Origin of the sequence: Blautia sp. OM07-19 (assembly GCF_003481595.1) — a bacterium.
GTDB lineage: Bacteria > Bacillota > Clostridia > Lachnospirales > Lachnospiraceae > Blautia_A > Blautia_A intestinihominis.
Map to the genome: position 1 here is coordinate 100,465 of NZ_QULA01000007.1, position 22,216 is coordinate 122,680.

Here is a 22,216-nt window from a genome sequence, read left to right on the forward strand (position 1 = left end):
CATGAGGGTATATTCAGCTACGGATGTAGGGCAGAAGCGGAAGATGAACCAGGACTATGTGTTCGTTTCCGAAACCCCTGTAGGAAATCTCCAGAATTTGTTCGTTGTTGCCGATGGAATGGGCGGTCATAATGCGGGAGATTACGCTTCCTCTCATGCCGTTCAGACTTTGGTAGAAGAGATTCAAAAGGATGCAGATTTCAACCCAATCAAGGTGATTCGTCATGCCATTGAGAAAGCCAACACAGAGATCCTTGAATGCGCCAGGAGAGAAGAAGCACTGCGCGGGATGGGAACGACGATCGTGGTGGCTACGGTCGTAGGCCATTATCTATATGTGGCAAATGTTGGTGACAGCCGCCTGTATATCATCCAGGGAAAGATTCGCCAGGTTACGAGGGATCATTCACTTGTAGAAGAGATGGTCAGACTCGGAGAGATCAAGCGGGAAGAGGCGAGAAATCATCCGGACAAAAACATCATCACAAGAGCACTTGGTGCAGAGAGAACCGTAGATATTGACTTTTTTGACCTGAAGATGGAACCGGGCAGTACCATCCTTATGTGTTCCGATGGTCTGAGCAATATGGTAGAAGACAGCAAAATCGAAGAAATTATACTGAACCAGAATGAGGAACTGCCGCAGAAGGGTGAGAGACTTCTGAGAGAAGCCAACCAGAACGGTGGTAAGGATAATATTGCAGTTGTACTGGTAGAACCATTCACGAATGAGGTGGAAAAATGTTAAAGACGGGAACGATCATAGCAGAACGTTATGAAATTTTAGGAAAAATAGGTACCGGCGGAATGGCCGATGTCTATAAAGCAAAGGATCATAAACTCAACCGCTTTGTTGCGGTCAAAGTATTAAAACCGGAATTCAGAGAGGATACAACTTTTATCCGCAAATTCCGCAGCGAGGCACAGGCAGCAGCCGGCCTTACACATCCGAATATCGTCAATGTATTTGATGTAGGAGATGACGGCGGTGTATATTACATCGTCATGGAGCTGATCGAAGGAATCACTCTTAAGGAATATATTGCCAAGAAGGGGAAACTTTCCATCAAAGAAGCGACCAGTATTGCCATTCAGGTATCTATGGGACTGGAAGCAGCACATAACCATGGAATCGTACACCGTGATGTCAAACCGCAGAATATCATCATTTCTACAGATGGTAAAGTAAAGGTAACAGATTTCGGAATCGCGAGAGCCGCATCTTCCAATACGATCAGCTCCAATGTGATGGGATCTGTACACTACAGCTCACCGGAGCAGGTGCGCGGCGGATACAGTGATGAGAAGAGTGACATCTATTCTCTTGGTATCACACTTTATGAGATGGTCACAGGCAGGGTTCCGTTTGACGGAGATACTACAGTAGCTATTGCGATCAAGCATCTGCAGGAAGAGATGGTACCGCCGAGTGTGTACACAGAGAATCTTCCATACAGTCTGGAGCAGATCATCCTGAAATGTACCCAGAAGAGTGTTGGCCGCCGTTACGAGAAAATGGAAGATGTCATTGCAGACCTGAAACATTCACTGATCGATCCTCAGGGAAATTTTGTGACATTATCTTCCGTGGACAATGAAGCCAAGACAGTGGTGATTTCAGACGAAGAACTGGGAGAAATCAAGAATACTCCACGTGCATCTTCAAAGAAATCAGATGTAGAAGATCTGGAAGATGAAATTTATGATACAGATTATGACAGCGATGACGAGGACTATGAGGAAACTCCGGCTGGTAAGAAATCTGACAGGAAAAAGAAGAAAAAGGGACCGAACTCAGCAGTAACTATCGTTGCACTTCTTGCAGGCGCAGTTGTCCTGGTGGGGGCAATTTTTGTGATCGGCAAGGCTGCCGGCATCATCGGAAGTGATGGGGCAGAAACCACACCGCAGACAGAACAGGCAGCAGATACAGCAGACGAAGACGGAATGGTTACTGTTCCGGTTCTGGTAGGCAAGACAGAGGAAGAGGCTTCTACTCTTCTGGAAGAAGAAAAGCTTGGCAAGCAGATGATGGGAGAAGAGAACTCCACGCAGGAAAAGGGACGAATTTCTTCTCAGGATATTCCGGCAGGAACCAAAGTTGAACAGTATACAACTCTGAAATATTATATCAGTAAAGGTCAGCAGGAAATCACAGTACCAGGTGTTTCCGGCCAGACAGGAGTAGATGCGCAGCAGACGCTGGAAGATCTTGGACTTACTGTAACCGTACAGAAAGAATACAGTGAAGCAGATGACAGTGGATGGCCGCTTACAGAACCAGGATATGTTATGGCCGTATCACCGGAAGCTGGCACAAGCATGACAGCAGGCGGATCAGTAACCCTGACAGTCAGCCGTGGTCTGGATTATGGTGATACTGCACAGATTCCGTATGTAGTAGGAATGACTAAGAATGAAGCGATCACTACACTTGGTAAATGGGCAGACATTCAGATTACAGAACAGCAGAGCAGTGAAGTGCCGGCAGGACAGGTCATCTCACAGGATCCATCTGCAACTTCAGAGGATGGGGACACCGCATACGGCAATCCGGATGAAACGATCTCTATCGTAGTAAGCAGCGGCAATCAGGCTCCGGCAGATACAACAACTACAACAGATACAACAACAGACAGTGCTTCCACAGCAGATACGGCGCAGCAGAGCACAGCTGCTGCAAACGGCGAAGTATGGAAATGTACGCAGACACTGAATACTCCAAATGGATATCAGGGTGGTGCAATTCGTCTGGAACTGATCCAGGAAGTAAACGGAGAAACAACTTCTACTAAAGTGGTTGACGGAGAGGCGATTACATTCCCGTATACGTTGGATATTACAGGTGCGTCAGGAGTCAGCGAAGGAACATTGTATGTATCAGAGCTGATTGACGGAAACTTCCAGCAGCTTGGTTCTTATCCACTGACTTTCAAGAAAGCAGAGTAATTCATGCAGGGTAAAATTATCAAAGGAATTGCCGGGTTTTATTATGTTTACGGAGAGAACGAAGTGCTTTATGAATGTAAAGCCAAGGGTATTTTCCGAAAGGATAATCAGAAACCACTGGTTGGTGATAATGTAGAGATTACAGTATTGAATGAACAGGAACGGGAGGGGAACCTGACCAGGATCCTCCCCCGCAAAAATTCCCTGATCCGCCCGGCAGTTGCCAATGTGGATCAGGCATTTGTGATTTTTGCAATGGACAATCCAAAGCCGAATTTCATGCTGCTGGACCGTTTCCTGATCATGATGGAACAGGCAGACATTCCGGCAATCATATGCTTTAACAAAAAAGATCTTGCAACAGAAAAGGAAACACAGGAGCTTTATCAGACCTACCAAAGCTGTGGATATCAGGTTCTTCTCACCAGCGCACTGGAGGAGGAGGGTATTGACGAGATTCACAGAATCCTCAAAGGTAAAACAACGGTCGTGGCAGGACCTTCCGGCGTTGGCAAGTCATCTCTGACGAATCTTCTCCAGGCAGAAGTTCAGATGGAGACAGGTGAGATCAGCCGAAAACTCAAACGAGGAAAGCATACGACCAGACATTCGCAGGTTATCCCGGTAGGAGAGAATACATTTCTTATGGATACGCCGGGATTTTCTTCCCTGTATCTTATGGATATGGAAGAACAGGAACTCAAGGACTATTTTCCGGAGTTTCGCAAGTATGATGACCAGTGCCGTTTTCAGGGCTGTCGTCATATCCACGAACCGGGATGCAGAGTAAAGGAAGCTCTTGAACAGGGCGAGATCAGCAGGATCCGGTACGAAGATTATCTTAATTTATATGAAGAATTGAAAGAGAAAAGGAGATATTAAATGGAATATCAGTTGTGCCCGTCTATTTTATCAGCGGATTTTAACCGTCTGGGCGAACAGATTCAGACATTGGAGAAACAGGGAGTGAAATGGCTTCATATTGATGTTATGGACGGAGATTTTGTACCGAGTATTTCTTTTGGAATGCCGGTGATCCGCTCTATCCGCAAAGAATCAAAGATGTTTTTTGATGTACACCTTATGGTAAGCGCACCGGAACGTTATATTCAGGATTTTGTAGACTGCGGCGCGGATTCTATTACCATTCATGCAGAGGCGTGCGAGGATCTGGAACGTGCGATCGAACTGATTCGTGATGCAGGTGTCAAAGTTGGTATTTCCATCAAACCGGCGACCCCGGTCAATGACATCAGCCATCTCCTGGAAGATGTGGATATGGTACTTGTCATGACGGTTCAGCCTGGATTTGGCGGACAGAAGTATATTCCGGAATGTACAGAAAAGGTTCAGGAACTCAAAGAGATCATAGACAGAGAAGAACTGAATGTAGACATTCAGGTAGATGGAGGAATCAATGATTCTACTATGGAAACCGCAATGCGTGCAGGTGCAAACCTTCTTGTTGCAGGTTCTTACGTGTTTAATGGTGATCTTGAATCAAATGTACAGAGAATCCAGCAGAAGATGCAGGATATCAGCGAAAAGTTAAATTGAGGCATAATATGAAAGATACGATCATCGTAAGCGGGGGCAATATCCATAAAGATTTTGCCCTCGATTTTTTGAAAAAAAACAAAACAGAGAATACCTGTCTGATCGCAGCAGACCGTGGCGTGGAATTCTTTATGGGAACAGATCTGGAACCGGATGTGGCAGTGGGAGACTTTGACAGTCTTTCTGCGGAGGGCGCGAAATATATGGAAACTCTCAAACATACGGAAATTCGCAGACTGAAGCCAGAGAAGGACGATTCCGACACACAGTCAGCAGCAAATTATGCGATCGAACAGGGAACAGAACGTATTATGATCCTGGGGGCGACAGGAAACCGCATCGATCATCTGATGGCAAATTTCGGTCTTCTGATGCTTGGAAAAATAAAACAGGTACAGATCGTTCTTGTTGACGCATACAACTATATGAGTCTGATCGAGAGCGGAATGATCCTTAAGAAAGAAGAGCAGTTCGGGAAATATGTCTCTTTCTTCCCGATCGAAGGAGAGGTTACAGGACTAACTCTGAAAGGCTTCAAATATCCTCTGAACAGCTATACTCTCAAAGTTGAGGACAGCGGTCTGACTGTCAGCAATGAGATCTCAGATCCTGAAGCAGAAGTCACCTTTGAAACAGGAAAACTTCTCATGATCATGTCAAGAGACTAAATGATAGACTTTTTATGACACGTGTGCTAAAATTAAGCAGAAAAATACAATCAAATAAATAACGGAATGGAGAAATAGAGCAATGAAACTTGGTATCGTTGGATTACCGAACGTAGGTAAGAGTACATTATTTAACTCACTGACAAAAGCAGGTGCAGAATCAGCAAACTATCCTTTCTGTACCATCGACCCGAATGTGGGCGTTGTTACTGTACCGGATGAGAGACTGAAACTTCTGGGAGATTTTTATCACTCCAAGAAAGTAACTCCGGCAGTCATTGAATTCGTTGATATCGCAGGTCTTGTAAAGGGCGCATCCAAAGGTGAGGGACTTGGAAACCAGTTCCTTGCAAACATCCGTGAAGTAGATGCGATCGTTCACGTAGTACGCTGCTTTGAGGATCCGAACGTCATCCACGTAGATGGAAGCATCGATCCGCTCAGAGATATCGAGACCATCAACCTTGAGCTGATCTTCTCTGATATCGAGATCCTTGAGAGAAGAATTGCCAAAGTCACCAAGACAGCACGTATGGACAAAGAAGCTGCCAAAGAACTTGATTTCCTCCAGAAAGTCAAAGCACATCTTGAGGATGGACAGATGGCAATCACAATGGAACTGGAATCTGAGGATGAGGAAGCATGGATGGGAACTTATAATCTCCTCACCTGGAAACCGGTGATCTACGCTGCAAACGTAAGTGAGGATGATCTTGCGGATGATGGAGCATCTAACGAGCATGTACAGGCTGTACGTAAATATGCAGCCGAGCAGAAGAGCGAAGTATTCGTGATCTGTGCAGAGATCGAAGAAGAAATCTCCGAGCTCGATGACGATGAGAAAAAAATGTTCCTCGAGGATCTGGGACTTAAGGAATCTGGTCTTGAGAAACTGGTAAGAGCAAGTTACAGCCTCCTGGGACTTATGAGTTTCCTTACATCAGGAGAGGATGAGACACGTGCATGGACGATCAAGATCGGAACCAAGGCTCCACAGGCAGCAGGTAAGATCCACACAGACTTTGAGCGTGGATTTATCAAGGCAGAGGTTGTTAATTACAAAGATCTTCTCGACTGCGGTTCTTATGCAGGTGCAAGAGAAAAGGGACTTGTCCGCATGGAAGGAAAAGAATATATTGTTCAGGATGGAGATGTAATTCTGTTCAGATTTAACGTATAATGAAGGTGTTTTATGAATATGTCGATTCGTTTTCCACATCTGGGCATTGACCTTGGATATGTGGGTAAAACTGTTTCGGTTTTTGGATTTGAGCTCACGATATATGGAATCCTTGTGATGGCAGGAATGCTTCTTGGACTTACTGTCGTTGTATTACAGGCAAAACGACAGAATCAGGATCAGAATCTTTATCTGGAAGCACTGATTCCAGGAGTAGTGTTCGGCGTAATCTGTGCCAGAGCATGCTATATAGCACTGAACTGGAAACTTTTTGCAGATGAACCGACACGTGCTCTCTGGGATCTGCGTACAGGTGGATTATCCTTTTATGGCGGATTTGCAGGCGGGGTGATTGCTCTGGCTGTTTTCTGCAAAATCAGGAAACTGTCATTTGGAAGGATGGCAGATACGCTCAGTATCGGCCTGGTATCCAGTCAGATGATCGGAACCTGGGGGAATTTTTTCAGCAGAGAATTTATCGGAACATCTACGGACAGCATTTTTGCGATGCAGATTCCGGTAGAGACAGTCGGGAGCATGGAACTGACATCAGAGATGCAGAAACATCTGGTCAAAGCCGGAGATGTTTCCTGGGTTCAGGTACATCCTCTCTGGTTTTATGAGAGCCTGTGGTGTCTGCTTCTTCTGGTTATTCTTCTTGCCTATACGAAGCGCAAGAAATTTCAGGGTGAGATTTTCATGAGATATCTGGCAGGGTATGCTCTGGGAAATGCGGGAATTGAATGGCTTCGGTCGGGCAGACCATATATCCCAGGTACGCATCTCCCTGTTCTTATTCCGATTTTACTTGGCATTTTTGTGATTTTCAGTATTGTTGCAACAGTTCGCCGTATTCTTTCAAAGAAACGTGAGAAGTTTCAGAAACGCAGGATGGAGGAACGGTATGCATCCGAAGAAAAGTCGTCACGCGGTTATCAGAATATGCAGAGTTTTGAGGATGTCAGTGATGAATTTCGGGGGATTTTTTCAGAAACAGGAGAGTCAACGTCTGAAACAGAGCCAGATATTACAGAAAAATCAGACGAATTACCGAAACCGATTTCAGATTCCGGACAAACAGAAGACGAGATAAAATAACAGAATTTAAAGGGAAGATTTTTCTACGGGAAGTGGGAAAATCTTCCCTTTTTTCAGGGCAGAAAAGAGCCTTATCTGCACCAAAAAAACTCAGATTCCCACTTGTAATTTAACAGTAAATGGGTTAGAATAATTTCATAAGTGGTAGAAAGTGGTGAATAGTGGTGGGGAATGGAGGGAATGTGGCAGACCTGACAGCTCCACCTGAAATGCACGAAGGGGAGAATCGTGTATTTTGAGAGCAGGTGAGTTTTATGTTCATGGGAGAATACAATCATATAATAGACGCGAAGGGGCGCCTGATTATTCCCGCCAGGTTCAGAGAACTCCTGGGAGAAGAGTTCATCCTGACAAAAGGTTTGGATGGTTGTCTTTCAATTTACCCTATGGATGCATGGGAAGCATTTGAAACAAAACTCAGAGCCTTACCACTTACAAATAAAAATGCGCGAACCTTCACACGTTTCTTTGTAGCAGGTGCCACAAACTGTGAACTGGACAGGCAGGGGAGAATTCTTGTACCTCAGACACTGAGGGAGTTTGCCGGTCTGGAGAAAGAAGTGGTACTCACAGGAAACCTGGACCGGATCGAGATCTGGAGCAAAGAAAAGTGGAGCGAGAACTGCAATTATGATGATATGGATAGTATTGCAGAAAGTATGCAGGATATGGGTATCATCATTTGAGCATTCGCCGGAAAGAAATCCAACAGGAGACGGATATGGAATTTAAACACAAATCTGTATTACTGGAAGAAACCATTGACGGCTTGAATATTAAGCCAGAAGGAATCTACGTGGATGGAACGCTGGGAGGAGCAGGGCATGCAAGTGAAGTATGCCGCAGACTTTCTGCCAAGGGGAGATTTATTGGCATAGATCAGGACCAAGATGCAATAGTTGCTGCGAGTGAAAGGCTGGCTGCCTATGAGGACAGAGTGACGATCATTCGCAGCAATTATTGTTACATGGCTAATGAAGTGCATAACCTGGGAATTCAGAAAGTCAATGGAATTGTTCTTGACCTGGGAGTTTCATCTTATCAGCTGGATAATGAGGAACGGGGCTTTACCTACAGGGTAGATGCACCTCTGGATATGAGAATGGATCAGAGACAGAGCCGTACCGCCGCTGATATTGTCAATGGTTACGAAGAGAGAGAATTGTACCGTATCATTCGTGATTACGGTGAAGATAAATTTGCAAAGAATATAGCGAAACACATTGTGGCTGCCAGACAGCAGGCACCGCTCCGCACGACCGGAGAACTGACCGAGATCATTCGCCAGTCTATCCCGATGAAGATTCAGGCAACCGGAGGACATCCGGCGAAGCGGACTTTTCAGGCAATCCGGATCGAACTGAACAGAGAACTGGATGTTCTGCGGGAGTCACTGGATGGAATGATCGACCTTCTCGATGACGGAGGCAGAATCTGTATTATCACATTCCATTCTCTGGAGGATCGTATTGTCAAGACGATCTTCCGCAAAAATGAAAATCCATGTACATGTCCGTCCGATTTCCCGGTATGTGTATGCGGCAAAAAATCCAAAGGAAAAGTTATCACCAGAAAGCCGATTCTTCCAGGTACAGCCGAGCAGGAAGAAAACCCCAGATCAAAAAGTGCAAAACTAAGGATTTTTGAGCGAAGATTTTCAGACTGAAACCAATACAGGGAGTTGAACAGGCGCAAATGGAGAGGACAAACAGGGCAGTTACAAACCGAAAAAGCAAGGTAAATGCAAGAAATGCCCGAGGAATGTATGTAGATGGAAATACAGTGAGGAGACTGCAGGAAGTACCGGCACGCAGATCGGCGGCTTCCCGTAAGCCTTCTCAGGGAAATAACAGAATTGAGACACGGACAGTGTCAGCTGGCAAGCCAAAGGTAAATCCACAGCGTCAGCGTACCAGAGAGAGGGCTGCGATGAGTATGGGGCGCGGATTTGTTGCATTTCTGGCAGTCATGAGTGTGGCAGTACTGTTCTGCTGTGTCAATTATCTTCAGCTTAAGGCTGAACTGACAGGCAAGATTAAGAATGTTGCAAGTCTCGAAACAGAATGGTCACAGCTCAAGGAAGAAAACGATGCTTATGAGAGTCAGGTGACTTCAGAGACAGATCTGAACCAGATTAAGAAGATTGCCATTGGGCGTTTGGGAATGACTTATCCTTCTGACACGCAGAAAAGAACCTACAGTGTACCAAGCAGCAGTTATGTGAGACAGTATCAGGATGTTCCTGAAAGCAAGAGGTGAGAATTTGAGCAATACCAGACCGAGGAAAACCAGAAAACCTCAAAGAAAAATTTATCATACGATGGAATTGAAGCTAGTAGGACTATTTGCAGTAGTAATACTAGCTTTAGTTTGTTTGTTAGGCAGAGTTACCTATATTAATGCCACCAGCGGAACCAAGTACAAAAAGCGGGTGCTTCTGCAGGCACAGCAGACATATCAGAGCAGTGTGCTTCCGGCAAAGAGAGGCGATATTTACGATCGAAACGGAAATATCCTTGCCACAAGCCAGAAGGTTTATACAGTGATCATGGACTGCAAAGAAGTCAATGATGAGGATCATGATTACGTAGATGCAACCGTGAATGCACTGGTAGAAGTTCTGGGACTTGACGAGGATGATATCCGCAAGAGACTTACGGATCCTGCTACAAGCTCCAGTCAGTACCAGGTCCTCAAAAAAGAAGTAACCATGGACGAAAAGAAGGCGTTCGAGGAATATGCAGATCCAGGTGAGGACAGCGGCCTTTCAGAAAAAGAACTGGAAGAGCGTTCCAATGTACAGGGAATCTGGTTTGAGGAGGATTATCTGAGAGTTTATCCTTTTAATGCCCTTGCCTGTGATACGATTGGATTTACGCTTTCAAGAGAAACAGCCGATGTCGGCCTGGAGGGATATTATAACAGTACCCTGATGGGAACAGATGGGCGTAAATACGGATATATCAACAATGATTCAGATGCTGAACAGACGATCATGGAGCCTGTTTCCGGTGAAAGTATCGAAACTTCTCTGGATGTAGGCGCACAGCAGATCGTAGAGAAATATGTCAATGGTTTCAAGTCAAGCATGGGAGCCAAGAACATCGGTGTAATTGCGATGAAACCATCAACGGGAGAGATCATTGCCATGGATGGCGGTGACAGATATGATCTGAACAATCCGAGGGATATGTCTCAGGTATATTCTGAAGAAGAAATTGCCGAGCTAAAAAAGAGCGATAAGAAGACAGTAGAAGCTCTCAATGCCATGTGGAGCAATTTCTGTGTAACAGATGCATTTGAACCGGGATCAGTTGTAAAGCCGATTGTAATGTCGGGAGCCCTTGAGAAAGGCAAGATCACAGTAAACGATACGTTCAACTGCGACGGTGGAGAGACATTTGGCGCAAATGGTGATACCTACATTAAATGTGCGGTGTGGCCGGATGCACATGGAACAGAAACGCTCCGTGAAGTTATAGCGAACTCCTGTAATGATGCCATGATGCAGATTGCAGCGCGAATGGGAACAGAATCTTTCCTTAAGGCCCAGACACTGTTTAATTTCGGTTCACGAACAGGAATTGATCTTCCGAATGAGGGTTCCGGTGTTATCCATACAACTGATACCATGGGAGAGACAGAGCTTGCCTGCTCTGCATTCGGACAGGGATTTACCTGTACGATGCTTCAGGAGATCAGTGCGATGTGTTCTGTTATCAATGGTGGATATTATTATCAGCCGCATCTTGTGACTGCAATCAAGGACAGCAGCGGTGGAACGGTCAGAACAATTGACCCTGTGCTTCTCAAGCAGACAATCTCTTCTGATATTTCGGCAAATATCAGATCCTACATGCAGGCCAGTGTACAGGAAGGTACCAGCCGTACATCGAAGGTGCAGGGATACAGCTCAGGCGGTAAGACCGGTACAGCGGAGAAACTTCCACGAGGAAACAAGAAGTATATCGTTTCTTTTATTACTTTTGCACCGGTTGATGATCCGCAGGTGCTTCTGTATGTAGTTGTCGATGAGCCGAATGCAGAGGAACAGGCAGACAGTAAATATCCTCAGTACATTGCACAGGGAATTCTGTCAGAACTTCTTCCGTATCTGAATGTTACACCGGATGAATCCGAGGACGGTACTATTCCGAAGACAGAACTCTGGGAGGGATTCAAAGGAAATCTTGTGGACGTATCCGGAAGCAGCGTGGATGCAAGTGGAAATCTCACAGATGGAAATGGAAACCTTGTAGATTTGGATGGCAACAGGATCGATGAGAGTGGTTATCTCCTTCAGGACAACGGAGAATATGTTACAGATAAGAACGGACAGTATGTGAAGTCACAGAATCTGGGAACTACTACTATTGCGAGCAGTTCTGAACAGACGGATAATACTCTCAAGGAAGCAATTTCCGATGAGAATGTTCCGGGACCGCCGGAAGACAATGAGGAAGATACCATGCAGGACAACGACATGGAGAGCGAAGGACTTACCAACGAAGAAGCAGGACTGGATTAAAGCGCAGTGATTCCCTTCGGGGGCTGGACATATAATGATATGACAGCCTCCGGAGGGATTTTTTTATGAAAAAAAACAGGACTTTTCATAAACGCAAAGTCTGGACCGTTTTTCTTTTATGTGCAGCAATGATGCTTGGGCTGGCAGGACGGCTTGTGTATCTGATGGGGTTTCGGTCGGATTATTATTACCAGAAAGCACAGGATCTCCATGAGAGAGAACGTTCCATCAAGGCGGCAAGGGGAAAAATCCTGGACGCCAGAGGAAAAGTTCTTGCCTCGAATAAAACGGTCTGTACGGTATCTGTTATCCATAGCCAGATAAAAGAACCGGAGAAAATCATTTCTTTGTTGTCGCAGAAACTGGAACTGTCAGAAGAAAGCATCCGAAAAAAAGTAGAAAAAGTATCTTCTATAGAAAGAATAAAGACAAATGTCGACAAAGCTGTGGGAGATGAGATCCGAAAGACAGGACTTTCCGGTGTGAAAGTGGATGAAGACTACAAAAGATATTATCCATATCACTCACTTGCTTCCAAAGTTCTGGGATTCACAGGGGCAGACAACCAGGGGATCATCGGACTTGAGGTTCAATATGAAGAGATTTTGAGCGGTGAAGCAGGAAAAATTCTCACAACGACGGATGCCAGAGGAATCGAACTGGATGGAATCGGAGAAAGCCGGGAAGAACCAGAAGCAGGCAACACACTTCGTACCAGCCTGGATATCAGCATTCAGGAATATGTCCAGCAGGCGGCAAAGAAAGTTATGGAAGAGAAAGAAGCGGAGAGAGTGTCCATTCTTCTTATGAATCCCCAGAATGGAGAAATCTATGCCTGTGTGAATGTACCGGAATTCGACCTGAACCAGCCGTTTACCCTGAATACAGAAGTGGATACCTCAGGATTAAGTTCTGAGAAGAAGCAGGAACTTCTGAATCAGATGTGGAGAAATCCCTGTCTGAATGATACTTATGAACCGGGGTCAACTTTCAAGATCATAACGATGGCGGCGGGACTTGAAGAGGGAGTTGTGAGCATGGAAGACCGTTTTTACTGTCCGGGCTACAAACTGGTAGATGACAGGAGAATTCACTGTGCAAACAGAAGAGGACATGGCTCCCAGAATTTTGTTGAAGGAGCGCAGAATTCCTGTAATCCGGTATTTATTGAAGTAGGGTTGCGGCTCGGCGTGGAAAAATATTATAAATATTTCCGAAAATTTGGACTTCTGGAAAAAACGGGTATTGACCTTCCGGGAGAGGCAGGTACGATCATGCATCAGGCAAAAAATATGGGAAATGTAGAACTGGCAACTGTTTCGTTCGGGCAGTCTTTTCAGATCACACCGATCCAGCTTGCAACGACAGTAAGTTCCCTGATAAACGGTGGGAGAAGAATTACGCCGCATTTTGGAGTAGCGGTGGAAGATGAAAACGGAGAAGTCATTCAGGAACTGGAATATCCGGTAAAGACAGGGGTCCTTTCGGAAGAAACTTCCGAGAAAATCCGTTATATTCTGGAAAAAGTTGTCTCGCAGGGATCTGGCAAAAATGCTGCGATCGAAGGTTATACGATCGGGGGAAAGACAGCGACTTCACAGACACTTCCGAGAAGTGCAAACCGTTATATCTCCTCTTTTCTTGGATTTGCACCTGCTGAGAATCCCCAGGTACTGGCACTGTGTATTATCCACGACCCCAAAGGCATTTACTATGGCGGAACGATCGCAGCGCCGGTCGTGCGGACGATCTTTGAAAACGTTCTTCCATATATGGGGATAAATGGAAGGAATCAGGAAGAGTGAAGCGTAACATAGGGTTGCGAAATACGCCAAAAAGCCTTATAATCAAACATGACAAAAAACAAAAGAATGATAAGAGGTGTGAGGATGAATTATCAAGTTGTAATCCCTGTACTGATCTCCTTTGTGATCAGTGTGATCTTGGGACCGATCATCATCCCGTTTCTGAGAAAACTCAAGATGGGACAGACAGAACGTGTGGAAGGTGTGCAGTCGCACCTGAAGAAAGCGGGTACCCCTACCATGGGAGGTATCATTTTTCTGATAGCTACTGTTGTAACATCCCTGTTCTACGTAAAAGATTACCCGAAGGTGATCCCGGTACTGTTTCTGACACTGGGATTTGGTATCATCGGATTTCTGGATGACTACCTCAAGGTAGTTCTGAGACGTTCTGACGGTCTTCTTCCATGGCAGAAATTTTCTCTGCAGGTGGTCGTAACCGCAGTGTTTACTTATTACCTTGTAAACTATACAGACGTAAACCTGTCAATGCGTATTCCGTTCTGGACCGATCATTATCTGAATATCGGATGGCTGGCGATCCCGGTACTTTTCTTTGCCGTGATTGGAACGGTAAACGGTGTAAACTTTACCGACGGTCTGGACGGACTGGCATCCAGCGTGACACTGATCGTTGCAGTATTCTTTACTGTTGTTTCTATCGGAACAAAGAGTGGAATTGAGCCGATCACCTGTGCAGTTGTGGGTGGACTGATGGGATTTTTACTGTTCAATGTATATCCGGCGAAGGTGTTCATGGGAGATACAGGATCTCTGGCACTCGGAGGATTTGTTGCAGGAGCTGCATACATGATGCAGATGCCATTGTTTATCCTTCTGGTAGGACTGATCTATCTGGTAGAGGTACTGTCCGTTATCATCCAGGTAACTTACTTCAAGAAAACACATGGAAAACGTATTTTTAAGATGGCACCGATCCACCATCATTTTGAATTATGTGGATGGTCAGAAACAAGAGTTGTAGCCGTATTTTCTATCATAACAGCAGTTATGTGTCTGATTGCACTTCTCGCTCTGTGATCCGCATAACGACAGTTTGCAGGAGGAAACAAAAATGAATTTACAGGGAAAAAGAGTACTTGTCTTTGGAACAGGCAAAAGCGGCATCGGAGCTGCAGATCTTCTGGGAGAGACAGGAGCTCATGTGATCCTTTTTGACGGAAACGAAAAAACAGACAAGGATGCGGTTCTGGCGAAAGTATCTCACGCAGAGGATGCCTCTGTTTATGCCGGTGAGCTTCCTAAGGAAGTTCTGGAAAGTCTTGATCTGGTTATACTGAGCCCGGGAGTACCGACAGATATTCCGATCGTGAAGAAATTTTATGAGATGGGACTTCCGGTATGGGGAGAAGTAGAACTGGCTTACCGTACCGGCAAGGGAAGGGTACTCGCAATCACCGGAACAAATGGCAAAACAACCACAACAGCCCTTCTTGGCAAGATCATGAGTGATGCAGAGGACTCTGTCTTTGTAGTGGGAAACATTGGAACTCCATACACTTCCAAAGCACTGGAAATGAAAGAGAATTCCACAACAGTAGCGGAGATCAGCAGTTTCCAGCTGGAGACGATCGAAGAATTTGCACCACAGGTCAGTGCGATCCTCAACATCACAGAGGACCATCTGAACCGTCACCATACAATGGAGGAATATATCCGCGTCAAGGAACTTATCGTCAAAAACCAGAAACCAGAGAACTACTGTGTCCTGAATTATGAGGATCCGGTACTTCGCGAATTTGGCCAGCATATCGTTCCGAAGACTGTTTATTTCTCAAGCGTAAGGAAACTTGACGAGGGAATTTATCTGGACGGAGATCTGATCGTACTCAAGACCGCAGAAGCGGAGATTCCGTTCGTACATACAGGAGAACTGAAACTTCTGGGACAGCATAACTTTGAGAATGTGATGGCAGCAGTTGCAATGGCATACTATGCAGGCGTGTCTGTAGAGAGTATCCGTAAGAGCATCTGTGAGTTTACAGCAGTAGAACACAGAATTGAATATGTCACAGAGAAAAATGGTGTCGCTTATTACAACGATTCCAAGGGAACCAACCCGGATGCTGCGATCAAGGGCATCCAGGCGATGAACCGTCCGACCCTTCTGATCGGCGGCGGTTATGACAAAGGCTCCAGCTACGATGAATGGCTGAATGCTTTTGACGGCAAAGTGCGTTATCTTGTACTGATCGGACAGACAAGAGAGAAGATCAAAGAAGCGGCAGAGCGTCTTGGCGTATGCCCGAACATTGTTCTCTGCGAGGACCTCAAGGAAGCAGTAGAGTTCTGTGCACAGAAAGCGGAAGCAGGAGATGCAGTCCTTCTTTCACCTGCATGTGCAAGCTGGGGACAGTTTGACAATTATGAGCAGCGAGGAGATATGTTCAAAGAATACGTAAAGACTCTTTGATTTTTGGGATTTTTCACAACACTATATAATATAGAAGAAACAGGAAAGTCAGATTTGAACAAAAAGTTCAGATCTGGCTTTTGTATTGTGTGGATTTTATGGACAGAACAGAGAATCACAGAAAAAAGTTTTTGACATATAATAAAAGTAAGATGCCCTTTGGGAGTGAACCGATTGGATAAAATTCACATAGCAGGGGGAACACCCCTCCATGGAACCATCCGTATCCAGGGCTCCAAAAACGCTGCCCTTCCAATGATGGCGGCGGCACTTCTTTATCCGGGGGTCAGTATACTCAGAAACTGTCCGAAAATCGCAGATGTATTCTGCATGGAAGAAATCCTCTGTGCACTTGGTGCAGATACCTGGTGGCAGGAACATGACCTTTACCTGGACTGCACAAAAGCGGATAAAACGGAGATATCAGGGATTTACACAGAAAAAATGAGGTCTTCAGTCATACTTCTGGGTGTATTGCTTGGAAGATATGGGAAGGCATCCATGGGGTATCCCGGCGGCTGTGTGATTGGAAAAAGACCGGTGGATCTTCATCTGTATGCGTTGCGGGAATTCGGTGTATGTATAGAAGAAAAGAAAGAGTTTCTGGAAGCAGAATGCCGGAAGCTGAAAGGCTGCGAGATCTTTTTTGCAGGGAGTAGTGTGGGTGCGACAGAACAGGCGGTTCTGACCGCTGCTTCGGCAGAGGGAAAAACAAGAATCCATAACTGTGCAAAAGAGCCCGAAATTATCTGGCTCTGCAGATTCCTGAAAAGAATGGGAATAAAGATCCAGGGAGAAGGAACAGAAAAAATCCTGGTTGAAGGCGGCGCACCGGTGAAGGGCGGAGATATGCAGGTTCCACCTGACCGGATCGTGGCAGGAACCTATCTGTGTGCTTCCGCAGCCACCAGAGGAAAGATTGAGATTGAGAATCCTCCGGAGGGAGAGCTTACAGCTTTCCTCGAAGTATATCGCAAAATGGGTGGACAATATGAATGGAACAGTGGTAAACTAGTAGCGGACAGCCGCCGGGTGCGTTTTCCTGTCCCTCTGACAGAGACCGCTGTATATCCGGGATTTCCTACAGATCTGCAGTCGCCTCTGATGGCAGTGCTTGCGACGATTCCGGGAGAGAGCCGCATACAGGAATCTGTTTTTGAAGACCGTTTCAAAATAGCAGAAGAACTTAACCGGATGGGTGCAGAGATAAAGATACAGGGGAAGAAAGCATGGATCCGCGGAAGTTTTTGCCTTAAAGGCACCAAGGTACGTGCACAGGAACTCCGAGGGGGAGCGGCACTTGTAATTGCGGCACTTGCGGCAAAGGGTGAGTCCATTGTAGAAGGATATTCATTTATCCGCCGGGGTTACGAGGATATAAGCCAGGATATTTCAAGGCTTGGCGGCAAAATCAAGAAGGATACAGGAACTACGATATATGAAGACATCCAGCAATATTAGTACACGAAAACTGGTTATAGGCAGTGTGGCTGTTGTGGTTTTGGCTGCCGCTGTTTTTTTCTTTACTTTTTTTCAAGTAAAAACAGTAGAAGTTATAGGAAATGACCATTATACAGAGGATGAACTGAAAGAAAAAATCCTTAAAGGCTCAATGACATCCAATGCCATTCTTGCACCGCTGTTTTATTCCAAGAATGCGGCAGAAGAACTTCCGTATATTGAGAGTTTTAATGTCAGACGTTCCGGCAGGAACAAACTGATCATCAGCGTCAAAGAAAAAAGCGTTGTAGGATGCATTCCTTATCTGGACAGCTATGTTTACTTTGACAGTAATGGATATTTTGTGGAGGGCAGCAAGACAAGAGATACGAAAGTTGCCTTTTTTGACGGCATCCAGCCGAAGAAGGTCGTGATGGAGGAGAAACTTCCCATCAAGGAGACGGTTCTGAATACAGCAGTTGCCCTTTCTACGATCTTTGCCAAGAATGATATGGTTCCGGATCATATTATGTTTGATGACAGCTATGAAATCAGCCTTCTGTATGGCGATATCACTGTACAGCTTGGAAAGGATGAATATCTGGAGGACAAAATGACCAGGGCAATCGCCATTCTTCCGCAGCTTGAGGGACAGAAGGGGATTCTGCACATGGAAAATATTTCCCGTAATTCAAAGACTGTGACATTTGAGGCAGAGGAAGTGGAGATCACAGCCGAGAACTGGAATGGCGGCTACGACGAGAATGGTGACTATACCGGCGATGGCGAATATGATGAAAATGGCGATTATGTAGGACCAAAACCGGCAACAGCACTGGACACTGCAACTGAGAGATGGGTAGGCGGCTACGATGAAGAAGGCGACTATACCGGCAGTGGTGAGTATGATGCTGATCTGAATTATGTCGGCCCTGCACCGACACAGGAACTTCTGGACAGTTTTGGAGACTGGACCGGCGGTTATAACGAATCAGGAGGATTTGACGGAGTCGGTGAATACGATGCCGATGGAAATTATGTAGGAGCAAATCCGAATACATCTGATGATACAGAAAACACATCAGACAGCGGTGATTCCGGTGAGGAATCAGACACTTCCGGGGAGGAAGATTCTTACGATGAAAGCACCGAAAGTGACCAGGAATACGACTCTGAGAGCGATTATTCGGACGAAGAAGAGGGCTATTACGATGAAGAAGGATAACTCTTTGATGGCGAAGAATCGTGAAAAAAGTATAAAAAAACAAAAATAGTAGTTGATTAATTCAAGAAAAAAATATATGATATATCTATATGTAGCTTGATATGACAATATCAGGAAGATAAAAGGAGGAAGTACATTGTTAGAGATTATGTCAAATGAGGCCGAGTCTTCAGCCAAGATTATTGTAATCGGCGTAGGCGGAGCTGGAAATAATGCAGTAAACAGAATGGTGGAAGAGGCTATCGGAGGAGTAGAGTTTGTTGGTGTAAATACTGATAAACAGGCCCTGACACTTTGCAAAGCTCCAACAGTACTTCAGATTGGTGAAAAGATTACGAAGGGCCTTGGCGCCGGCGCACAGCCGGAAGTTGGCCAGAAGGCTGCTGAGGAGAGCATAGAAGAAGTTAAACAGTTAATGGAAGGCGCAGACATGGTATTTGTTACCTGTGGTATGGGCGGCGGCACTGGTACAGGTGCAGCACCGGTCATCGCAGCAGCAGCCAAGGAAATGGGAATCCTGACCGTCGGCGTTGTTACGAAGCCTTTCCGTTTCGAAGCAAAAACACGTATGAACAATGCTCTGTCCGGAATCGAAAATCTGAAGAAAGCTGTTGACACACTGATCGTCATTCCGAATGACAAGCTGTTAGAGATCGTAGATCGCCGTACAACCATGCCGGAAGCTCTCCGCAAAGCAGATGAAGTTCTCCAGCAGGCAGTACAGGGCATCACAGACCTGATCAACCTCCCGGCTCTTATCAACCTGGACTTCGCAGATGTTCAGACTGTTATGAGAGACAAGGGAATCGCTCATATCGGAATCGGAGAAGCAAGAGGAGACGACAAAGCGATGGAGGCAGTACAGCAGGCGGTATCCTCCCCGCTTCTGGAGACAACCATCAAGGGTGCAACTCATGTGATCATCAATATTTCCGGAGATATCTCTCTCATGGATGCAAACGACGCAGCAAGCTACGTACAGGAGCTCACAGGAGAGGATTCCAATATCATCTTTGGTGCTATGTACGATGACTCCGTTGCAGATTACGCAAGAATCACAGTGATCGCAACAGGACTTTCCGATCTGGAAGCAAAATCCACACCGTTTGGAAACAGGAGCAGTGCATCACCGTTCAGTGTCCGCAAACCTGCAGCAGCATCAACAACAACTGCCCAGTCACAGCCGACAATGAGCATGCCAAGCTTCAACCTGCCGAACATGCAGTCAGCTCCGTCATTCAATACCAAGGTGCCGACAAGCACTGTTCAGAAGAAGGACATCCAGATCCCGGATTTCCTCAGAAACAGATAAGAATCAGAACATACAAAAGACGCTGTGTTTCCACAGCGTCTTGTTTTGTTTTTAGGAATGAGGGCAGTTAAGAGAAATCAGCATTTGCAGGAGAAGGTATTGCATTTTGTCTCGTTGCATCCTTCTGTGCTGCATCCGGAGACATCAATAGCGGAGGCGGTACATTTGCAGTGTTCGTTGTAGGTACATTCCTGGGCTTTGCAGTCGATGTTGATCTTTTCGCAGCCGCAGTGGTGAGCTTCACTGTTCATGGCAGCACCGGAAGCACTGCGTTCACGGAAACTTCCGCAGTTTGTTTCATCTGCATTGCGTGCACCTGCACCGGTAATCTCGATATCACCTCTGGAACAGAGTTCGTTTTCGTTGTACATACATTTGGTTGCAGAACATTTGAGAATTGTCATAGTTCGTTCCTCCATGATTGATTTTTTTGCGGGACGTATGTCCGTATTCTAGTATTAGCAAAAAAAATTAAAATATACAAAAAAACTTCTTGACTTTCTCTGGAAGGAATAGTATATTGTTAAAGTACGTAAAGAAAACAAAGCAGAGTTTCACTCTCACCTCAGCACAGAGAGATTGTGTCTCAGGTTTATATGCAGAGATAGATAGCAGAATCTTCCTGGATTCTGGATATTACATGGCATTTTGCTCATGCATCACTGGGTATAATAGAGTGTGGATTCTGTCCATGCTCTTTATTTTTTGAAGGGTGACTGAGAGTCAGGCATATCATTTATTCACAGGTATGGAGGTGTACTACAATTAGCAATTTAATGATTAACGAACAGATCAGAGACAGAGAGGTGCGTCTGATCGGACCGGACGGAGCACAGCTCGGAATCGTGTCAGCCAGAGAAGCAATGGCGAAGGCACAGGAAGCAGGACTTGACCTTGTAAAGATCGCACCACAGGCGAAACCACCGGTGTGCAAGATCATCGATTACGGTAAATACCGTTATGAGCTCTCCCGTAAGGAAAAAGAAGCTAAGAAGAAACAGAAGACGATCGACATCAAGGAAGTACGTCTTTCACCAAACATTGATACAAATGACTTAAAGACCAAGGTCAATGCAGCAAGAAAGTTCCTCTCCAAAGGTGACCGCGTAAAGGTTACACTTCGTTTCAGAGGAAGAGAGATGGCGCACATGGCAAGCAGCAGACACGTGCTCGACGATTTTGCAGAACTTCTCGCAGACGTTGCAACCGTAGAGAAAGCGCCTAAGATCGAAGGAAGAAGCATGACCATGTTTCTCAGCGAAAAGCGTTAAGCAGTTATCAGAACACTGTGCCATTGGTGCATGAACCTGGTAATGTGAAATAAAAAACAGAACCACGAATCAAGGAGGAAATAACAATGCCTAAGATTAAAACTTGTAGAGCAGCAGCAAAACGTTTCAAAAAGACCGGAACTGGAAAGATCATGAGAAATAAAGCTTATAAGAGCCATATCTTAACAAAGAAATCTCAGAAGAGAAAGAGAAACCTGAGAAAAGCTACTGTTGTTGATTCTACAAACCTGAAGAATATTAAGAAAGCTCTGCCATATTTATAATTAACAGGCAGCGGACGATATCAGAAGACAAACAGGAGGAAATATAAGAAATGGCAAGAATTAAAGGCGGATTAAACGCAAAAAAAAGACATAACCGTACATTAAAACTGGCAAAGGGCTACAGAGGAGCTCGTTCCAAACAGTATAGAGTAGCAAAACAGTCTGTTATGAGAGCACTTGCAAGCTCTTATGCAGGACGTAAACAGAAAAAACGTCAGTTCAGACAGCTCTGGATCGCTCGTATCAACGCAGCAGCCAGAATGAACGGACTTTCCTACAGCAAAATGATGCACGGACTCAAAGTAGCAAACGTTGACATCAACAGAAAAATGCTTGCAGAGCTCGCTGTAAACGATGCAGAGGGATTCGCAGCACTTGCTGAAATCGCTAAGAAAGCAGTAGCATAAGTTAATATGCCTGAAAAGACCGCAGAGTTTATAACTGCGGTCTTTTTTTGCGGCAGTT

General features: G+C 45.4%; 21 protein-coding genes. 20 read left to right on the forward strand and 1 reads right to left on the reverse strand.

Annotated features, from left to right (window positions below; translation table 11 throughout):
• Window position 1 precedes the first annotated feature (1 nt).
• From DXC01_RS07260 to ftsZ, 17 genes are all read left to right on the forward strand, one after another.
• On the forward strand, window positions 2-748 hold the full coding sequence (locus DXC01_RS07260; RefSeq protein WP_022215347.1) for a Stp1/IreP family PP2C-type Ser/Thr phosphatase: 747 nt from the start codon (window positions 2-4) through the stop codon (window positions 746-748).
• Window positions 742-2,949: a Stk1 family PASTA domain-containing Ser/Thr kinase gene (gene pknB / locus DXC01_RS07265; RefSeq protein ID WP_118698623.1), complete on the forward strand. Its 2,208-nt coding sequence runs from the start codon at window positions 742-744 to the stop codon at window positions 2,947-2,949. The genes DXC01_RS07260 and pknB overlap by 7 nt, the downstream gene beginning before the upstream one ends.
• A gap of 3 nt (window positions 2,950-2,952) precedes the next feature.
• The gene (rsgA, locus tag DXC01_RS07270) at window positions 2,953-3,831 is read left to right on the forward strand and encodes a ribosome small subunit-dependent GTPase A (protein ID WP_118698624.1); all 879 of its coding nucleotides are present in this window, start codon (window positions 2,953-2,955) and stop codon (window positions 3,829-3,831) included.
• Window positions 3,832-4,506 (forward strand): ribulose-phosphate 3-epimerase, encoded by a 675-nt coding sequence (gene rpe, locus DXC01_RS07275; RefSeq protein ID WP_118698625.1) that lies wholly within the window; start codon window positions 3,832-3,834, stop codon window positions 4,504-4,506.
• An 8-nt stretch (window positions 4,507-4,514) separates the two neighbouring features.
• Window positions 4,515-5,174, forward strand: a complete 660-nt coding sequence (locus tag DXC01_RS07280) for a thiamine diphosphokinase (protein ID WP_022215343.1) — start codon at window positions 4,515-4,517, stop codon at window positions 5,172-5,174.
• Window positions 5,175-5,256: 82 nt separating this feature from the next.
• The gene (gene ychF, locus DXC01_RS07285) at window positions 5,257-6,354 is read left to right on the forward strand and encodes a redox-regulated ATPase YchF (protein WP_022215342.1); all 1,098 of its coding nucleotides are present in this window, start codon (window positions 5,257-5,259) and stop codon (window positions 6,352-6,354) included.
• A gap of 12 nt (window positions 6,355-6,366) precedes the next feature.
• On the forward strand, window positions 6,367-7,452 hold the full coding sequence (locus DXC01_RS07290) for a prolipoprotein diacylglyceryl transferase (protein ID WP_022215341.1): 1,086 nt from the start codon (window positions 6,367-6,369) through the stop codon (window positions 7,450-7,452).
• Between the two features lie 254 nt (window positions 7,453-7,706).
• Window positions 7,707-8,138: a division/cell wall cluster transcriptional repressor MraZ gene (gene mraZ, locus DXC01_RS07295; protein ID WP_022215340.1), complete on the forward strand. Its 432-nt coding sequence runs from the start codon at window positions 7,707-7,709 to the stop codon at window positions 8,136-8,138.
• Between the two features lie 35 nt (window positions 8,139-8,173).
• Window positions 8,174-9,118 carry a 16S rRNA (cytosine(1402)-N(4))-methyltransferase RsmH gene (rsmH, locus tag DXC01_RS07300; protein WP_022215339.1) on the forward strand — a complete coding sequence of 315 codons (945 nt, stop codon included), beginning with the start codon at window positions 8,174-8,176 and terminating at the stop codon, window positions 9,116-9,118.
• Between the two features lie 29 nt (window positions 9,119-9,147).
• Complete coding sequence (locus tag DXC01_RS07305; protein ID WP_022215338.1) at window positions 9,148-9,711, forward strand: cell division protein FtsL; 564 nt, start codon at window positions 9,148-9,150, stop codon at window positions 9,709-9,711.
• Window positions 9,712-9,715: 4 nt separating this feature from the next.
• On the forward strand, window positions 9,716-11,980 hold the full coding sequence (locus tag DXC01_RS07310) for a peptidoglycan D,D-transpeptidase FtsI family protein (protein ID WP_243111568.1): 2,265 nt from the start codon (window positions 9,716-9,718) through the stop codon (window positions 11,978-11,980).
• 65 nt (window positions 11,981-12,045) lie between these two features.
• Window positions 12,046-13,785: a peptidoglycan D,D-transpeptidase FtsI family protein gene (locus DXC01_RS07315; RefSeq protein WP_022215336.1), complete on the forward strand. Its 1,740-nt coding sequence runs from the start codon at window positions 12,046-12,048 to the stop codon at window positions 13,783-13,785.
• Window positions 13,786-13,869: 84 nt separating this feature from the next.
• Window positions 13,870-14,826 (forward strand): phospho-N-acetylmuramoyl-pentapeptide-transferase, encoded by a 957-nt coding sequence (gene mraY / locus DXC01_RS07320; RefSeq protein WP_118698626.1) that lies wholly within the window; start codon window positions 13,870-13,872, stop codon window positions 14,824-14,826.
• 34 nt (window positions 14,827-14,860) lie between these two features.
• Entirely contained in the window at window positions 14,861-16,219 is a 1,359-nt protein-coding gene (murD, locus tag DXC01_RS07325) for a UDP-N-acetylmuramoyl-L-alanine--D-glutamate ligase (RefSeq protein WP_118698627.1), read from the forward strand.
• A 165-nt stretch (window positions 16,220-16,384) separates the two neighbouring features.
• Complete coding sequence (gene murA / locus DXC01_RS07330) at window positions 16,385-17,680, forward strand: UDP-N-acetylglucosamine 1-carboxyvinyltransferase (protein ID WP_334295377.1); 1,296 nt, start codon at window positions 16,385-16,387, stop codon at window positions 17,678-17,680.
• Window positions 17,658-18,884 (forward strand): cell division protein FtsQ/DivIB, encoded by a 1,227-nt coding sequence (locus DXC01_RS07335; RefSeq protein ID WP_118698629.1) that lies wholly within the window; start codon window positions 17,658-17,660, stop codon window positions 18,882-18,884. Before murA ends, DXC01_RS07335 begins: the two co-directional genes overlap by 23 nt.
• A gap of 148 nt (window positions 18,885-19,032) precedes the next feature.
• Window positions 19,033-20,196, forward strand: a complete 1,164-nt coding sequence (gene ftsZ, locus DXC01_RS07340) for a cell division protein FtsZ (protein WP_118252128.1) — start codon at window positions 19,033-19,035, stop codon at window positions 20,194-20,196.
• A gap of 77 nt (window positions 20,197-20,273) precedes the next feature.
• Here the strand turns inward: ftsZ and DXC01_RS07345 are convergent, their stop codons facing one another.
• Window positions 20,274-20,600, reverse strand: a complete 327-nt coding sequence (locus DXC01_RS07345) for a DUF1540 domain-containing protein (RefSeq protein ID WP_118698630.1) — start codon at window positions 20,598-20,600, stop codon at window positions 20,274-20,276.
• A 372-nt stretch (window positions 20,601-20,972) separates the two neighbouring features.
• Here DXC01_RS07345 and infC point away from each other — a divergent pair, with 372 nt between their 5' ends.
• The 3 genes from infC (at window position 20,973) to rplT (ending at window position 22,158) form a co-directional block, all read left to right on the forward strand.
• Window positions 20,973-21,467, forward strand: a complete 495-nt coding sequence (gene infC, locus DXC01_RS07350; RefSeq protein WP_022215329.1) for a translation initiation factor IF-3 — start codon at window positions 20,973-20,975, stop codon at window positions 21,465-21,467.
• 86 nt (window positions 21,468-21,553) lie between these two features.
• On the forward strand, window positions 21,554-21,751 hold the full coding sequence (rpmI, locus tag DXC01_RS07355; RefSeq protein WP_015541985.1) for a 50S ribosomal protein L35: 198 nt from the start codon (window positions 21,554-21,556) through the stop codon (window positions 21,749-21,751).
• A 50-nt stretch (window positions 21,752-21,801) separates the two neighbouring features.
• On the forward strand, window positions 21,802-22,158 hold the full coding sequence (rplT, locus tag DXC01_RS07360) for a 50S ribosomal protein L20 (protein WP_015541986.1): 357 nt from the start codon (window positions 21,802-21,804) through the stop codon (window positions 22,156-22,158).
• Window positions 22,159-22,216 lie beyond the last annotated feature (58 nt).

Excerpts from the sequence above, each read along its gene's own strand:
- DXC01_RS07260 (WP_022215347.1), top strand. The coding sequence starts at position 2 with ATGAGGGTATATTCAGCTACGGATGTAGGGCAGAAGCGGAAGATGAAC.
- pknB (WP_118698623.1), top strand. The coding sequence starts at position 742 with ATGTTAAAGACGGGAACGATCATAGCAGAACGTTATGAAATTTTAGGA.
- rsgA (WP_118698624.1), top strand. The coding sequence starts at position 2,953 with ATGCAGGGTAAAATTATCAAAGGAATTGCCGGGTTTTATTATGTTTAC.
- rpe (WP_118698625.1), top strand. The coding sequence starts at position 3,832 with ATGGAATATCAGTTGTGCCCGTCTATTTTATCAGCGGATTTTAACCGT.
- DXC01_RS07280 (WP_022215343.1), top strand. The coding sequence starts at position 4,515 with ATGAAAGATACGATCATCGTAAGCGGGGGCAATATCCATAAAGATTTT.
- ychF (WP_022215342.1), top strand. The coding sequence starts at position 5,257 with ATGAAACTTGGTATCGTTGGATTACCGAACGTAGGTAAGAGTACATTA.
- DXC01_RS07290 (WP_022215341.1), top strand. The coding sequence starts at position 6,367 with ATGAATATGTCGATTCGTTTTCCACATCTGGGCATTGACCTTGGATAT.
- mraZ (WP_022215340.1), top strand. The coding sequence starts at position 7,707 with ATGTTCATGGGAGAATACAATCATATAATAGACGCGAAGGGGCGCCTG.
- rsmH (WP_022215339.1), top strand. The coding sequence starts at position 8,174 with ATGGAATTTAAACACAAATCTGTATTACTGGAAGAAACCATTGACGGC.
- DXC01_RS07305 (WP_022215338.1), top strand. The coding sequence starts at position 9,148 with ATGGAGAGGACAAACAGGGCAGTTACAAACCGAAAAAGCAAGGTAAAT.
- DXC01_RS07315 (WP_022215336.1), top strand. The coding sequence starts at position 12,046 with ATGAAAAAAAACAGGACTTTTCATAAACGCAAAGTCTGGACCGTTTTT.
- mraY (WP_118698626.1), top strand. The coding sequence starts at position 13,870 with ATGAATTATCAAGTTGTAATCCCTGTACTGATCTCCTTTGTGATCAGT.
- murD (WP_118698627.1), top strand. The coding sequence starts at position 14,861 with ATGAATTTACAGGGAAAAAGAGTACTTGTCTTTGGAACAGGCAAAAGC.
- DXC01_RS07335 (WP_118698629.1), top strand. The coding sequence starts at position 17,658 with ATGAAGACATCCAGCAATATTAGTACACGAAAACTGGTTATAGGCAGT.
- ftsZ (WP_118252128.1), top strand. The coding sequence starts at position 19,033 with ATGTCAAATGAGGCCGAGTCTTCAGCCAAGATTATTGTAATCGGCGTA.
- DXC01_RS07345 (WP_118698630.1), bottom strand. The coding sequence starts at position 20,600 with ATGACAATTCTCAAATGTTCTGCAACCAAATGTATGTACAACGAAAAC.
- infC (WP_022215329.1), top strand. The coding sequence starts at position 20,973 with ATGATTAACGAACAGATCAGAGACAGAGAGGTGCGTCTGATCGGACCG.
- rpmI (WP_015541985.1), top strand. The coding sequence starts at position 21,554 with ATGCCTAAGATTAAAACTTGTAGAGCAGCAGCAAAACGTTTCAAAAAG.
- rplT (WP_015541986.1), top strand. The coding sequence starts at position 21,802 with ATGGCAAGAATTAAAGGCGGATTAAACGCAAAAAAAAGACATAACCGT.